General features: G+C 48.5%; 11 protein-coding genes (1 of these 11 running past the window's edge). 9 read left to right on the top strand and 2 right to left on the bottom strand.

The genetic code is table 11. The features are described 5' to 3' along the window. Positions 1-62 precede the first annotated feature (62 nt). From pgeF to ACYX4J_RS18635, 4 genes are all read left to right on the top strand, one after another. The gene (pgeF, locus tag ACYX4J_RS18650; RefSeq protein WP_444892744.1) at positions 63-830 is read left to right on the top strand and encodes a peptidoglycan editing factor PgeF; all 768 of its coding nucleotides are present in this window, start codon (positions 63-65) and stop codon (positions 828-830) included. A 282-nt stretch (positions 831-1,112) separates the two neighbouring features. Beyond that, complete coding sequence (gene clpB, locus ACYX4J_RS18645; RefSeq protein ID WP_476177287.1) at positions 1,113-3,716, top strand: ATP-dependent chaperone ClpB; 2,604 nt, start codon at positions 1,113-1,115, stop codon at positions 3,714-3,716. Positions 3,717-3,923: 207 nt separating this feature from the next. Then, positions 3,924-5,030: an efflux RND transporter periplasmic adaptor subunit gene (locus ACYX4J_RS18640; protein ID WP_476177286.1), complete on the top strand. Its 1,107-nt coding sequence runs from the start codon at positions 3,924-3,926 to the stop codon at positions 5,028-5,030. Positions 5,031-5,048: 18 nt separating this feature from the next. Then, positions 5,049-8,114, top strand: coding sequence for an efflux RND transporter permease subunit (locus tag ACYX4J_RS18635; RefSeq protein ID WP_445360562.1), 3,066 nt, complete (start codon positions 5,049-5,051; stop codon positions 8,112-8,114). Positions 8,115-8,130: 16 nt separating this feature from the next. On the opposite strand, the gene ACYX4J_RS18630 is transcribed toward ACYX4J_RS18635, so the two are convergent. Beyond that, positions 8,131-9,195 carry a helix-turn-helix domain-containing protein gene (locus tag ACYX4J_RS18630; RefSeq protein ID WP_475710892.1) on the bottom strand — a complete coding sequence of 355 codons (1,065 nt, stop codon included), beginning with the start codon at positions 9,193-9,195 and terminating at the stop codon, positions 8,131-8,133. A gap of 255 nt (positions 9,196-9,450) precedes the next feature. Between ACYX4J_RS18630 and ACYX4J_RS18625 the strand changes: the two genes are divergently transcribed. Continuing rightward, the gene (locus ACYX4J_RS18625) at positions 9,451-10,668 is read left to right on the top strand and encodes a hypothetical protein (protein WP_476177285.1); all 1,218 of its coding nucleotides are present in this window, start codon (positions 9,451-9,453) and stop codon (positions 10,666-10,668) included. A 30-nt stretch (positions 10,669-10,698) separates the two neighbouring features. Beyond that, positions 10,699-11,778, top strand: coding sequence for a DUF4785 family immunoglobulin-like domain-containing protein (locus ACYX4J_RS18620; protein WP_444906454.1), 1,080 nt, complete (start codon positions 10,699-10,701; stop codon positions 11,776-11,778). Positions 11,779-11,802: 24 nt separating this feature from the next. On the opposite strand, the gene ACYX4J_RS18615 is transcribed toward ACYX4J_RS18620, so the two are convergent. Further along, positions 11,803-12,276 carry a DUF4124 domain-containing protein gene (locus ACYX4J_RS18615; protein WP_444906453.1) on the bottom strand — a complete coding sequence of 158 codons (474 nt, stop codon included), beginning with the start codon at positions 12,274-12,276 and terminating at the stop codon, positions 11,803-11,805. A 451-nt stretch (positions 12,277-12,727) separates the two neighbouring features. Between ACYX4J_RS18615 and ACYX4J_RS18610 the strand changes: the two genes are divergently transcribed. The 3 genes in view from ACYX4J_RS18610 to ilvC are tightly spaced (at most 22 nt apart) and all read left to right on the top strand, a layout consistent with a single transcriptional unit that may run on beyond the window. Further along, entirely contained in the window at positions 12,728-14,464 is a 1,737-nt protein-coding gene (locus tag ACYX4J_RS18610; RefSeq protein ID WP_413664326.1) for an acetolactate synthase 3 large subunit, read from the top strand. A gap of 11 nt (positions 14,465-14,475) precedes the next feature. Further along, entirely contained in the window at positions 14,476-14,967 is a 492-nt protein-coding gene (ilvN, locus tag ACYX4J_RS18605) for an acetolactate synthase small subunit (RefSeq protein WP_282934340.1), read from the top strand. Positions 14,968-14,989: 22 nt separating this feature from the next. Continuing rightward, positions 14,990-15,375, top strand: partial view of a ketol-acid reductoisomerase gene (gene ilvC, locus ACYX4J_RS18600; protein ID WP_282934339.1) — the 5' portion only. The gene runs 640 nt beyond the window's last position; 386 of the gene's 1,026 nt are visible here — the first part of the coding sequence; it begins with the start codon at positions 14,990-14,992; the stop codon falls past the right edge of the window.

The raw sequence follows: 15,375 nt of genomic DNA, 5'->3' as shown, positions 1-15,375 counted from the left end.
AATTCGCCTGGGCACCTATCGCCGGTTCTCGAAAGGACAATTTCGCAAAGCAAGATATCTCAATGCCAAGTAACCACTACCTGATACCCGATTGGCCCGCACCCGCAGGGGTGAGGGCGGCGACGACGCTACGCACTGGGGGCCAAAGTTGTGGCCATTTCTCCTCCTTTAATCTGGCTGCTCACGTGGGGGACAAGGAGTCAGCTGTTACTGCCAATCGCCAACAGTTGAGGGAGGAGCTTGAGTTGCCCTCAGAACCGCAGTGGCTGGAGCAGATCCATAGCGACAAAGTAGTCGAGGCAAGTGATGACGCCTTAGTTCGAACCGCAGATGCCTGCTTTAGTATGAAAAGAGGTGTTGTCTGTGCCGTGCTAACCGCAGACTGTTTGCCTGTTTTGCTAAGCGATAAGAGTGGTAACCGCGTAGCAGCAGCCCATGCCGGGTGGCGCGGATTGGCCGGTGGTATATTGCGCAATACCGTACGGGCGATGAAGTGTGATCCTGAGGAGTTGATGGTTTGGTTGGGTCCAGCGATTGGTCCGGAGGCCTTTGAAACCGGAATCGATGTCCTCGAGGCATTCTTTGAAAATGCAATTAGCAGTCGACACACAGAAAAAATCGCTAGCTGTTTCCGCCCACACACTAAGAAACCACTGCACTTTTTAACAGATATCTACGCCCTGGCTCGCGCGGAGTTGGCAGAGCTGGGGATTGGCGAGGTGTACGGTGGGGGGCTCTGCACAATGTCAGAACCTGAGAAGTTTTTTTCCTACCGCAGGGAGTCTGAAACCGGTCGTATGGCAACTTTGATATGGCGGGATAAAGACTGAACTGAATTTCTAGATGGCTTATTTTTTCTGTGTAAGCCATTCGATAATATTGGGGCAGCTTGGGCAATTACAAGGCTGGGCGTTGACTGGGCTGTTAAAATTATAAGAGATAGATTTGCCGCAGAACCACTTTGCATAGAATAAATGCCGCTATTGATTTAAATCATTGAAAACCCTTCCTGCGCCCCTATTTTACTTGTCAGTACCATAGCGAATGTAAAAGGCAAATTAGTGCCACTATTGCAGCGCTTCTGAAAAAATCGAGTAAAAGAGGTTTCGTTCATGCGAATTGACCGAATGACAAACCCGCTACAGGCGGCATTTGCTGATGCGCAATCCCTAGCAGTAGGGCGCGACCACAACCAGATTTATCCCGAGCACTTGATTCTGGCACTGCTTAACCAGAACAACGGAAGCGTACCCGCATTCCTGTCACAGGCGGGTTTTAACCTAAACGGGTTGCGCAATGACCTTGCCAAGCGGTTGGATAGCCTGCCGCGGGTGACTTCCCCCACGGGTGATGTGGGGATGTCCCAGGAATTAATGCGCTTAATGAATCTTACGGACAAGCGAGCCCAACAAAATGGTGACAGTTTTATTTCCAGTGAAACTGTATTACTGGCGGCTTTCGACTCTGCGGCGGGAGAGATTTCCAAAATCTTAAATGCCAACGGCGACATTAAACAACTAGAGGCGGCAATTCAAAAAGTGCGTGGCGACGAAAAAGTGGATGACCCCAATGCGGAAGAGGCGCGCCAGGCGCTGGATAAATATACTCTCGACCTGACCGAGAGGGCTCTGGCCGGCAAGCTTGACCCGGTGATCGGCCGAGATGATGAAATACGGCGGACGATTCAAGTCTTACAGCGGCGTACCAAGAATAACCCTGTACTAATTGGTGAGCCGGGTGTTGGTAAAACTGCCATTGTTGAAGGGCTCGCTCAACGTATCGTCAATGGTGAAGTGCCGGAAGGGCTAAAAGACAAACGTCTTCTTTCCCTGGATTTGGGGGCATTGTTGGCGGGTGCAAAATTTCGTGGAGAATTTGAAGAGCGATTAAAAGCAGTACTCAACGAATTATCAAAACAGGAAGGCCGCATTATTCTCTTTATCGATGAGATCCACACGATGGTGGGTGCCGGTAAAGCTGAGGGGGCCATGGATGCGGGAAATATGCTGAAACCCGCTTTGGCCCGTGGGGAACTGCATTGTGTCGGTGCAACCACTCTGGATGAGTATCGGCAATATATTGAAAAAGATGCAGCGCTTGAGCGGCGTTTCCAAAAAGTGCTGGTTGATGAACCAACTGAAGAAGATACGGTTGCGATTCTGCGCGGATTAAAAGAACGCTACGAAGTACATCACGGTGTTGATATTACCGACTCTGCAATTATTGCGGCGACAAAATTATCGCAGCGTTACATCACTGATCGTCAATTACCAGATAAAGCGATTGATCTTATTGATGAGGCCGCCAGCCGGATACGCATGGAGATCGACTCCAAACCGGAATCCATGGATAAATTGGAGCGCCGTCTAATTCAATTAAAGATTGAACGTGAGGCGGTTAAAAAGGATACGGATGATGAGGCGACTAAAAAACGCCTGTCGAAACTGGAAGAAGAGATTCTACAACTGGAGCGGGAATACTCCGATCTTGAAGAGGTTTGGAAGGCGGAGAAGGCACAGCTTGCCGGCAGCCACGACCTCAAGGAAAAGCTCGAGCAGGCCAAGCTCGATATGGAGTCCGCACGGCGTGCAGGTGATCTCAATAGAATGTCTGAATTACAGTACGGTGTAATTCCACAACTTGAACAACAGCTTAAAAGTGCCGCTACCGCTGAAGCTTCTGAAGAACCCCGCCTGCTGCGCAATCGGGTTACCGATGAAGAGGTGGCTGAAGTGGTATCCCGCTGGACGGGTATTCCTGTATCTAAGATGCTCGAAGGTGAGCGTGAAAAGCTACTGCGAATGGAAGATGAGTTGCACAAGCGGGTCATCGGACAGGGGGAAGCGGTGGAAGCGGTTGCTAATGCCGTACGCCGCTCGAGGGCGGGACTAGCTGACCCCAACCGACCCAATGGCTCATTCTTATTCCTCGGCCCAACCGGTGTGGGTAAGACGGAATTATGCAAGGCATTGGCTCAGTTCTTGTTTGACACAGAAGACGCCATGGTGCGTATCGATATGTCGGAATTTATGGAGAAGCACTCTGTGGCCCGACTGATTGGCGCCCCCCCCGGATATGTAGGTTATGAAGAAGGGGGGTACCTGACTGAAGCGGTGCGGAGAAAGCCCTATTCTGTTGTGCTATTAGACGAAGTGGAGAAAGCGCACCCCGATGTATTCAATATTCTTTTACAGGTCCTTGATGATGGCCGCCTGACCGACGGCCAGGGGCGCACGGTGGACTTCCGTAATACCGTCGTCGTAATGACTTCAAACCTTGGCTCAGATTTAATTCAAAAATACGCCACTGCGGAAAATGGCGATGACCTGGACGCTGAAATTCGTTATCGACAGATGAAAAGTGCAGTGATGGACGTGGTGGGGAACCATTTCAGGCCAGAGTTCATAAATCGTATTGACGAAGTGGTTGTTTTCCATCCACTGGATAAGGCAGAAGTACGATCTATTGCCGAAATTCAGTTGCAACAACTTTGCCGTCGACTGACAGAGAGGGACCTGAAATTAGAGGTATCTGAAAGTCTGCTGGATAAATTAGCAGAAGTTGGGTTCGATCCCGTTTATGGTGCACGGCCATTAAAGCGTGCTATTCAGGTATGGCTGGAAAACCCGCTGGCGCAAGATGTTCTCGCCGGTAAGTTTTCCCCTGGAGCAACGATCCACGCGGATGTTGAAGGCGATAAAGCCGTATTCCGATAAAAAAGCACTTGGGGGTGCCATATAGTGCACCCCTAAACTCCCACCGATTCCTCACTTTCTCCATATCTATACTCACAGGTGCGCTAATCCGTTTGTTCGGATATTTACGTAGAGGGGCACCTCTCCGTAGCGCATAGTTTCCCTTGCAAGTATCAGTTTATAGTTTTTATTGACGACACCTTAGGGGGGCCTGATATCAGTAAGCGTATGTTGCTAATGCTGCTGGGATGCCTTTTGCTCTTCGGCGGAATTTTTGCTTATAAATTAATTGGCAGGCATATGGTGAATCAGTTCATAGACAACTTAGCCCTGCCTGCGGCCACAGTGACTTCAGCAACCGCCCAGTTTCAATATTGGAAGGAAGACCTGAGAGGAATAGGCACCATTCGAGCTGTTAATGGTGTAGAGGTTACTACCGAAGCTCAGGGGGTTATCAGCGCTATTCACTTCAAGTCGGGCCAGCATGTTAGGAAGGGCGATTTATTGGCGGAAATTTTTGCTGAACCAGAAAAGGCGCAGTTGCAGGTGTTGGATGCAGAGCTTCGCTTGGCCCGTCGTAATTACGTGCGGATCAAGACTCTGCTGGGGCGAGGTGTAACAACCGAAGCAGATTTGGATAGCGCTCGCAGTACTTTGGACCAGGTGGTTGCCAATATAGAAGTGCAGCGGGCCAGGGTGGATCAGCGAGTTATCGTGGCGCCTTTTAGTGGAGTACTGGGAATTCGACAAATCGATCTTGGGCAGAATGTAAGCCCGGGGGAGTCTGTTGTTTCTCTACAGCAACTTGACCCTATTTTTGTTGATTTTTCCCTCCCTGAACAAAAATATGCCTTGGTTAAGGCTGGGCTTGCTATTCAGTTGACAACAGATGCTTTCCCTAAAAATACCTACGAAGGAAGAATTACTGCTGTTGACCCTCAGGTGGATAGTGCAAGTAGGAACTTTCTGATTCAAGCTACTCTGAAAAACCCCCAACACGATTTACGTCCTGGAATGTTTGCCCAGGTATCCGTAAAGATAAGTGCACAGCGAAAAGTGCTCGTTATTCCCAGAACCGCATTGGCTTTTGCTCCCTATGGGGTGGCGGTTTTTGTGTTGGAGCCCGATAAAGATGGCGAGTATATGATCGCAGTTAAACGGTTTGTGAAAACTGGTGAGGAGCGTGGGGATCTAGTTGAAATTACACAAGGACTTTTGGTGGGGGACATAGTGGCTAGCAGCGGACTACTCAAACTTCGCAATGGAGAGAAAGCGGTTATCAATAATCAGAATCAACCCCCAGAAAGCGCAGACCCCACACCGGAAAATAGTTAAACCTGGAATTTATAGGTTGTGAATTTCACAGAGATTTTCATTCGAAAGCCAGTGTTGGCCTGCGTAGTCAGCCTATTTATTTTTCTATTGGGTTTAAGGTCGCTAACGGAATTAAATGTCAGGCAGTACCCGGAACTTGAAAATGCAGTTATTACAGTAACCACCGTTTATGTTGGTGCCGACTCAGATCTAGTGCAGGGGTTTATTACTACGCCGCTTGAGCAAGAGATTGCTACTGCAGATGGTATCGATTACATGGTCTCCACCAGCGTGCAAGGTCTCTCAACGATAAACGTTTATGTACGTTTTGATTACGATCCAAATGAAGTGTTAACTCAGGTCGTTGCCAAGGTAAATAAGCTGCGCAGTGAATTGCCTGATGAATCAGAGGATTCCAGCGTGGAAATGCAGCAGGGAGAAACCACTGCTGCAATGTACCTTTCTTTTTCCTCAAATATTCTCGCTAATAATCAAATTACGGATTATCTGACACGCGTTGTTCAACCTAAATTGGCGACTATAGCTGGTGTGCAGCGAGCTCGCCTTTTGGGTGACAGTACTTTTGCAATGAGAGTCTGGTTAAAGCCGACAGAGATGGCGGCATTGGAAGTCACACCTGCAGATATTTCTGATGCGCTCAGGGATAATAATATTCTGTCGGCAGTTGGTTCGACAAAGGGAACCCGTGTGGCACTGGAAATACGTGCGGATACAGATATTGCACGTCAATTGGATTTCCGCAAGCTAGTGGTTAGAGCCGATGGGGATAAGCTGGTTCGTCTAGGTGAAGTGGCGGAGATAGAGTTAGGAGCGGAATCCTATGACAGCTCTGTGACTTTTAACGGGCAGTCTGCCACTTTTATTGCTATTGAGGTGGCACCCGATGCGAACTCCCTTGAAGTTATTAAAAAAGTACGCGAGGAGTTGGAGCAGAAAATTTTTCCACAATTGCCAGAGGGTATGCTAGGTGAAATTCCTTACGACAGTACTGAATATATTCAGGACTCCATTGAAGAGGTCGTCAAAACAATTGTTGAAGCAGTATTTATAGTAATTTTGGTGATTTATTTGTTTCTGGGATCAGTTCGAAGCGTATTAATTCCAGCAATTGCACTACCTCTTTCTCTTGTTGGTGCATTCTTTTTAATGTTTTTAATGGGATTTTCCATCAACTTGCTCACATTGCTAAGCATGGTTCTGGCAATCGGAATTGTTGTTGATGATGCCATCATTGTTTTGGAAAATGTCCATCGACATATAGAAGAGGGCTTGCCTCCAAAAGAGGCTGCGATCGTAGGGGCTCGAGAGTTGGCATGGCCTGTAGTGGCTATGACTACAACGCTAATTGCAGTATATATTCCTATTGGTTTTCTTGGTGGTTTAACCGGGACCCTATTCATAGAGTTTGCATTTTCCCTAGCTGGCGCCGTATTACTGTCTGGAGTGGTCGCTCTTACTTTATCTCCCATGATGGCCTCGAAAATATTAAAGCCTCGCGATGGTGGAGGTACCCGGTTTGAAATTTGGCTGGAACGCCAATTTAATCGACTTCAGACGAGATTTGAAAAATCGCTCCATTCTTCTCTTGATGAGCGCCGAGTTATTTTGGTTTTCGGCTTAATTGTATTGATAAGTTGTTACTTCTTATTTGTGACGTCCCCTCAAGAGCTTGAACCTACAGAGGATAGGGGGCTTGTTCTTACAATTTCTACTGCCGATGCTTACGCAACTTTAGATTATGTTGAACAGTACAGTGGTGAACTTAATGTCATTGCTGAGAGATTTACTGAGGTTGAAAATCTTTTTCTGCTTAATGGGGCGGGCACCTTCAGTAGTGGTGTTAATAATGCGGTGGCCGGGTTTGTTTTGGCTCCTTGGGAAGGGAGAGACCGCGATACGGAAAAGATGCAGGAGTTGATTAGCAGTGATGTACAGCAAATAGCCGGGTTAAAAATAGCCGTTGTGGTGCCACCAAGTCTGCCAACTGCGGGAGGGCAGCTTCCGGTTGAATTTGTTATCGGTTCTACAGAGCCCATGGAGAATCTGGCATCGGTGGCAAGCGATATTATGACCCGAGCTTTGGAGAGTCGAAAGTTTATTTTTCTAGATTCTGATCTGAAAATTGATAAGCCAAAAATTGTAATAGAAATTGATCGTGATAAAGCGGCCAGTATGGGTGTGGAAATGGTGGACCTGAGTCGTGACTTAGGAGCGATGTTATCCGGGGCTTATGTCAACCGTTTTTCCCTGGATAATCGCAGTTATAAAGTTATCCCTCAAGTCGAGAGGGTTGACCGCCTTACCCCTGATCAGCTGGAGCAATATTATATTCGGGCGGTAAACGACAAGTTGGTTCCTGTGAGTACTTTGATAAGGCTCACGGAAACCGTTGAACCACAGCAACTAAAGAGATTTCAACAATTAAATGCCGTCACTATTTCGGGTGTGCCACGCCCTGGGATTACGTTGGGTGAAGCATTGATGGTGTTGGATAATGCGGCTAAAGAAATCTTACCGGTCGAGTATTCTGTAGATTACTCGGGGCAGTCCAGGCAATTCAAAACTGAAGGATCGGATTTGGTGGTTACCTTTTTCTTTGCCTTGATAGTGATTTATTTGGTGCTGGCTGCTCAATTTGAATCCTGGCGCGATCCCTTGATTATGTTGGTCACAGTACCCATGAGTGTTTGCGGAGCGATGATTTTTGTCAGTCTAGGATTGACGACTCTCAATATTTACACACAAGTGGGCCTGGTTACCCTGATTGGGGTTATTTCCAAACACGGTATTCTGATAGTGGAGTTTGCCAATAAGTTACAGCTCTCAGGGCTTGATAAGCGATCAGCGATTGAGCAGGCCACTTCAATCCGTTTGCGACCGATTTTAATGACTACCGCATCTCTGGTTTTGGCGATGGTTCCATTGTTAATAGCGTCAGGGCCAGGAGGAGGAGCAAGGTTTGCAATGGGCTTGGTAGTGGCGACCGGTATGACAATTGGAACGTTATTTACTTTATTTGTTGTGCCGGCGATGTATATGTATCTTGGGCGGAATTTTGAGGCGGAGGCTGTAGCGGCCTCCTGAGTCTCTTTACACTTATTTACGCTTCGAAAATATCTCTGCCGACATTACTGCGACGGAACTCAGAAGGGGTGACTCCCTCATGTTTTTTAAAGAAGCGGGTAAATACTGCGCGTTCGGCAAAATGAAGTTGTACCGCAATGCTTTCTACGGAATCACTGGTTGAGAGAAGGAGTTTCTTGGTCAGAGATAGCGTAACACTGTCTTTAAGCTGCTGGAATGTTACTCCCTGTTCTCTCAATCTGCGCTGTAAAGTGCGGCCACTAGTGCGGAAGTGGGCTGCGGCTTGTTTGATAGTGATTTCTTCACTGAGCAAGTGCTTCTCGAGCCAGGCTCGCAAACTGGCTGCCAGGTTATAGCTGGTTAAAGTGTTGTGTAGAACTGCTTTTAATATATTTCGGCTTTGGCTGCGAATGATTTTATGGTAACTGGGTATAGGGAAGTCCAGTATCTGGGAGCCCAGGATAATCGCATTTTCATCAGCGGAAAACTCAATTGGGCACTGGAAAATCCTCTTGTGGATAGAGTCATCTTCTGGTTTTTCACTGCGTAACTTTAATCCCCGGACCTCGGGAAACCTGGGGTTAAGAGTGCGCAAGAGATCTACTCCACGACTCATCAGCATTTCAGCAATAAAATGATTGACCGGAGCGCTAAAGAGTTCCTGCTGCCAGTTGAGTGTGAGCACTTCCGCATCGGCTTCCTGGTAAGTCTGGAACCGCAGGAGGGGGGCCAGAGTTTGTGAGAGCACAATTTCTGCAGGGCGAAAGATCTCCCTCGGCCGTCTCAAGGAGGGCTGAGCTTCGATAATAGTTTCTTCAAGCCAAAGCATAATTGGGAAGCGACTAAAGCTGAGGCCTGGTGAGGTAACAGGGGATAGCGCCAGTATGCTTTCAATTAGAGCATTGAATTCACTGTAATTGAGCCATTCACTCTCTCCTGGATTCCAGCTAAATGAGAATGGCAATCGTTCAATTAGCGTCTCGGTGGGGATGCCGAGCCTGGCGGCGGCAACCACAAAGTAAGGCGCAAATATCTTGGGCACGCCGGCATGGCCGGACATATTTTTATTTTGGTCTCTCATGACTTACTGCCGTCCGGGTGGCGTTGCCGGCATCATAGCAAAGGCGCCTCAAAGCACGAGTATAAATTGAGGAATATGACGAATTGGTCGCTTCGCGTGGCGGATTCGACCCCCCTCTGGCGCCTTTAATCCTATTCCCTAATAGAGCGTAAAGGATAAGTTTTAGTCGTCTGCTGTACATTGCGTTATTCAGATTTTTTAAAACTCTTCAGTCACAAGAGTTACCACTTACTAAAACAATAAAGGAAAGTAACAATGGCACTGTCTAAAAGGCTGGGTACAAGCCTGTCTATTTTTTTCTCGGCGATAATTGGAGCTTCATCAGCGGTAGCGGAAAACTGCTATATCCTGGTTCATGGACACGGAGTCGAAGGACACACTACAAGTGAAAGTAATGATGGGAGTTTAGTGCAGCCAGCACTGGACTATTGGAGTGAGGCGGTTTTCGACGAATATTCTAGCAGTGATTTTATTGAGCAATTGTTAGTTGATGGCGGCAATTACGGCGTTGTCGGTTATAACTCAACTGATGAAGGTGAATTTCCCTATTGGCATGATGAGACTGCGGGTGAAATTGCTCGTCAAATTATAGAGATCCGCTCTGGCCAGGGAGATCGGTTCGAACACGAAAACCAGTGCTCAGCAGAGGACACTTTCTGGATTATTTCCCACAGCCAGGGTGCCGCTCAAATGATGTATATCGCGGGTAACGCTGTTGAAGGATCTCCATACTACAATCGCGCCTACAACCAGTTCGATAGCAATACAGAAATTCAAGAAGTAAAAAAATGTTCCACGACTTGGTATGGCAGTAAATCCTGTAAAACGGTTGAAGAAGAAGTTCGAGTTGCCGGGCTTAACGAGAGCTACGCAGTGAGCGTTGATTTTGATGCGGCTATCAGCGGTGTTGCTGCAATATTCACCACAGGAGGTGCAATTACCGGTACTGAAGGCGTTGATCGGATATGTAATGGAAGCTGGTATGACGATTTGGTCAATGCACTATTTCTTGGGCGTGAGTGTTCGGCGGTTCGCTATATGCAGACTAATGATGTTTACACTGTGAGAAATTATGTAGGGACTAATCTCGGTGCGCCGGTGTACACCATTGGGGGTTATGCGGGCTTCCCAGGTGTGGAAAGTGCTACCTCCATGCTGCTGAATGGTGAGGATGACGGTTACATTAATTTGGCTTCGCAAATGAACTGTTCCGGATCTGCCAAGCGCAACCTGTGGTTGAATCTCAAAGAATATGAAACCCTGTTTGGCGTAGCTTACGGCAGCGCGATTTTCTCTTGTGATAACGACAGTAAAGGCACTGCTCGATCTTACAATTTGGCCAGTATCTATACAGATCATGATGCGCAGCGTAACGGTGGTATTCTATCCCCCGATTATGATTCTATTCCCGATGGACTGGACTGTGGCTCAGGAAAGAACAGCGCGGGTAGAATCTCAGCCTGCACAAATTAACTAAAAAAATAAAAGGCTTCGGAGGTATTGATGTCCACATCAAGCAAAGATCGCTCAAAGGCCCGGCTGGCAGGCTGGGGTGTACTGGCCGTAGTTACTGGATTGGTGGGTTACTGGGCCCTGGCTGGTGGTGAAGAGGCGACGCCCGCTGTTGTAGCCAAAGCAAAAGCTGAAGAGCAATCTATCCGAAGCCGCAAGCCTGATAACGTTAAGCCGGCGGAACTGGAGCAAGAGGAAGAGGATCAGTCTGTAAAACTATGGAAGGGAATTCAGTCCCTGCCCAACAAGACTGAGTTACACGAATCCATTCTCTCGGATCTGGCCCGCTTTCATCGCTATCCGCCAGAAAACCGAGCAATTAAAACTCCTGAACAGGACCCGATTACTCAGACATTTGCGGTGGATGAAAGAACCACTCACAGTGAGGAAGGGGATTCTCTGACTATATGGACAGATGAAAAGTTTTATTTGCGTGGGGATACTATTCGGGTTTTTGCCTATCAGGCCGATAGTGATGGAGATCGGGTCAGTGCTGACCTGACTGCGCTGTTGGTTTACGAAGACCAACAAGTCGTGGGTACCTTGGCTTTTAGTGATTCGGATGGAGACTTAGTCTACGAAGTATTGATGGAGGCGGGCTCCTTTAATAGCCAGGTGCTGGAAGCGGGCATTTTTAAGGTCATTGTGGATACGGATATTGATGGTCTCCGAGATGCGGCAGCATTCACCCTATCTGAAGATACGGGAAGCTATACGGGCTCGTTGCGGGATTCCGTTACCGCCGATGGCAATTTATTAATTGAGGCGGAAGTCGATATCAGCAGAGAGGGGCGCTACTATTTTCAGGGCTCCCTTTATAACGATGAGCAATCCCCGATAGGCACAACGCAAAATGCTCTTGAGTTAACGGCGGGGCGGCACTGGGTTCCCCTGGAGTTTTACGGGCTCTTAATTCGCGATGCCGGGCAGGACGGCCCCTATCTGGTGAAGCAATTGAGTATTGCCAGGGTGACGGTACCTATGGCCAGGGATAGTGCTTTTGAACCAGGCTATTACACTGAACGCTATAGCCTGGATCAATTTACTGATAGTCCCTACCGTGAGCCTTAGGAATAGGTATCGTCAGAGGGGCGACTAGCAGTTTTTCTTGATTTGCTCCCGGGCTTTGGTAATGCGTTCTTGCCGCTCATCTTCTCCGAGCCTGCGATAGTTTCCATCTTTATCTTTTTCGCGCACTCTCGCGTGTGTGGTCAGGCTCTTAAGGTTCTTTTGGTACGCGACACAGAGCTCTGCTCGTTTTGCTGCCTCTTCTTTAGCTCTGGCCTCTTGTTGTCTCTGGTGCTCAGCGTCGGGCAGCTGTTCTTCCTTTGACTGTTGAGGTACTTGAGGTGCATTTTTCTGTGCTTCACGTGCGGCTATCGCATTTTGTTCAGCTTCCCATTTCTTATAGCGCTCTGACTTGGGCTTTTTGATCACGTCCACTTGAGCGTCTCCTGGAGGTTGCTCACCGAAGTGGACAACACCATTCTCATCTACCCATTTATAGATGCCGTCGGCTTGAGTGGTCGTAGCTGTTACTGCAATCAATAGCGCCAGTAAGATGCGCATGGTGCTTACCCCTTGTGTTGATGTTCCTTCCGTCCCCTTATTGTACCGGTACTGGCGGGTTTTCCTGTAACTGTCTTAACACTTTCGCAGACACCTATTGACAGCTAGGACTCAATTGGCAAAATCGGGGGTTTACTCAGTGACTAGATTTCACCGCAAACCCGTGGTTTTGAGTCTAACCCTGGTGGAACATCCTCCATCGAAATTCCACTGAGTGGCCCTCCCCACCCCTGGAGGCCTGCTAACCCCGTAGTGAACCTTTGTAGATTTACTTGGGGTTGGGTGTTTATGCGCGATCAGTTCATCCTAAAAATCGGCAGCTAAACACGCAACAGGCTGATATTTGTCACCATTTTCCCCTATAATTGCTGCCTGGCATTCTTGCTAGTAGGCGTTTTATACGTTTTCGGTGATGGCTATCCTATAAAACAGGAAAATTGAGGAGACTCAAGTGGAATTACTTTCCGGCGGCGATATGTTGGTTCGCGCGCTGCAGGATGAAGGGGTGGATCTGATTTTTGGATACCCGGGCGGCTCAGCGTTACATATCTATGATGCTATTTTTCGGCAGAAGTCGATAAAGCATATTCTCGTGCGTCACGAGCAGGGTGCGACCCATGCTGCCGATGGCTATGCACGGTCTACTGGTAAGGCGGGTGTGGTACTGGTGACGTCTGGTCCCGGTGCTACGAACGCGATTACTGGCATCGCAACGGCCTATATGGATTCTATCCCTATGGTGGTGATATCTGGCCAGGTACCCAGGGATAAGATCGGTGAGGATGCGTTTCAGGAAACAGATATGGTCGGTTGCTCGCGACCGATCGTGAAGCACAGCTTTTTGGTAAAAAATGCTGAAGATATTCCTACGATCGTCAAAAAGGCATTTTTTATCGCCAATACTGGCCGTCCCGGTCCCGTAGTGATCGATGTTCCAAAGGATGTAACCAACCCGGCGGAGAGATTCCCCTACCACTACCCTGAAAAATTGCGGATGCGCTCCTATACCCCAGCAGGTAAGGGGCATAGCGGCCAGATTCGCAAAGCGATTGCTATGTTGCTATCAGCTCGCCGCCCGGTGATTTATGCCGGCGGGGGAGTGGTGCAGGGTGGCGGCGCCGAGCTTCTCACCGAGCTGGCTAGAAAGTTGAACTACCCGGTGACTAATACCTTGATGGGGCTCGGAGCATTTCCTGGAAGTGACAGGCGTTTCTTGGGAATGCTCGGTATGCACGGCACTTTCGAGGCAAATACAGCCATGCATCACGCCGACGTTATTCTGGCTGTAGGTGCACGCTTTGATGACCGGGTGACTAATACTCCAGGCAAATTCTGCCCGGGTGCCAAAATTATTCATATCGACGTCGATCCGGCTTCGATCTCTAAAACGATTGTTGCCGATATCCCGATTGTTGGCACGGTCCAGGCTGTCCTTCGGGAGATGCTCGAAGCGTTGAAAGCCAACGATGAGCAGCCGGATCACTCCGCGATAGTTGACTGGTGGCGCCAAATCGATGATTGGCGTGAGCGTCACGGGCTCTACACGGCTCCTCGTTATCAGACTAATGGTGCTCTGATAATGCCGCAGGATGTGATCAAGGCGGTGTATGACATTACTGAGGGTGATGCTTTTGTGACATCCGATGTAGGGCAACACCAGATGTTTGCTGCGCAATATTACCTGTTTGATAAGCCGCGCCGCTGGATTAACTCCGGTGGGCTGGGGACTATGGGTTTCGGCTTACCGGCAGCCTTGGGGGTGAAAATAGCCCACCCGGATAAAGAGGTTGTGTGCGTAACTGGCGAGGGAAGTATCCAGATGTGTATTCAGGAGCTTTCTACGGCTACCCAATATCATCTGCCAGTAAAAATCCTCTGCCTTAACAACCAGGCTCTCGGGATGGTGAAGCAGTGGCAGGAGATGCAATATGAAGGAAGGCTTTCCAATAGTGTTTACGAGGAATCGCTGCCTGACTTTGTGAAACTCGCCGAGGCATACGGTCACGTCGGGGTGAAAGTGGAGCGTCGTGAAGACCTGCACAACAAGTTGCAAGAAGCTTTTGCAATTAAGGATCGCACTGTATTTATCGACGTGTACGTCGACCCATCTGAGCATGTCTATCCCATGCAAGTGCTACCAAATGGCTCCATGCGTGACATGTGGCTGAGCAAAACTGAGAGAACTTAAAGGGTAGGGCGATGCGTAGAATAATTTCGGTTCTGATGGAGAATGAACCTGGGGCATTGTCCCGTGTTGTTGGCTTGTTTTCCCAGCGTGGCTACAACATTGAAAGCCTCACCGTGGCGCCTACTGAGGATGCGACTTTATCGCGTCTCACTTTGGTGACGATTGGTGACGATCACAAGATTGAGCAAATTACCAAGAACCTAAACAAGCTTATTGACGTTGTGAAATTGGTGGACCTCACTGAAGGCTCTCATATCGAGCGGGAGCTGCTATTGGTGAAAGTGCGGGCCAATGGTGCCCAGCGCGATGAGGTGAAGCGCAGTGTCGATATTTTTCGCGGGCAGATCGTCGATGTCACCAGCAGTATGTACACGGTACAGGTGGCAGGAACTGGCGAAAAACTCGATGCGTTCCTCCAGGCGCTGGGGGAGCACACAATTATGGAAGTGGTGCGATCCGGAGTTTCCGGGATTGCCCGCGGTGAAAAAGTATTAAGTGTATAGAGCAAAAAGCAGGAATTGAGCGATGCAAGTTTATTACGACAAAGATTGTGACCTTTCTTTAATTCAGGGAAAAACAGTAGCCATTATTGGTTATGGATCTCAAGGTCATGCCCATGCCAATAACCTGAAAGACTCTGGCGTAGCGAATGTTGTTGTTGGGTTGCGCGAGGGGTCTGCTTCCTGGAAAAAGGCTGAAGGCGCGGGCTTGAAGGTAGCTGAAGTTGTCGATGCGGTGAAAGATGCCGACGTGGTTATGATTCTCGCTCCGGATGAATACCAGGCGAATATTTACAAAGAGCAAGTTGCTCCAAATTTAAAGTCTGGTGCAGCACTGGCTTTCGCACATGGTTTTAATGTGCACTTTGAATTGATTGAGCCACCAGCGGATGTCGATGTCATTATGGTTGC

This window comes from Microbulbifer sp. ABM4_008, assembly GCF_056311705.1.
The sequence above is the reverse complement of the archived record's forward strand: the minus strand, read 5'-3'. Positions and strand labels throughout refer to the sequence as shown.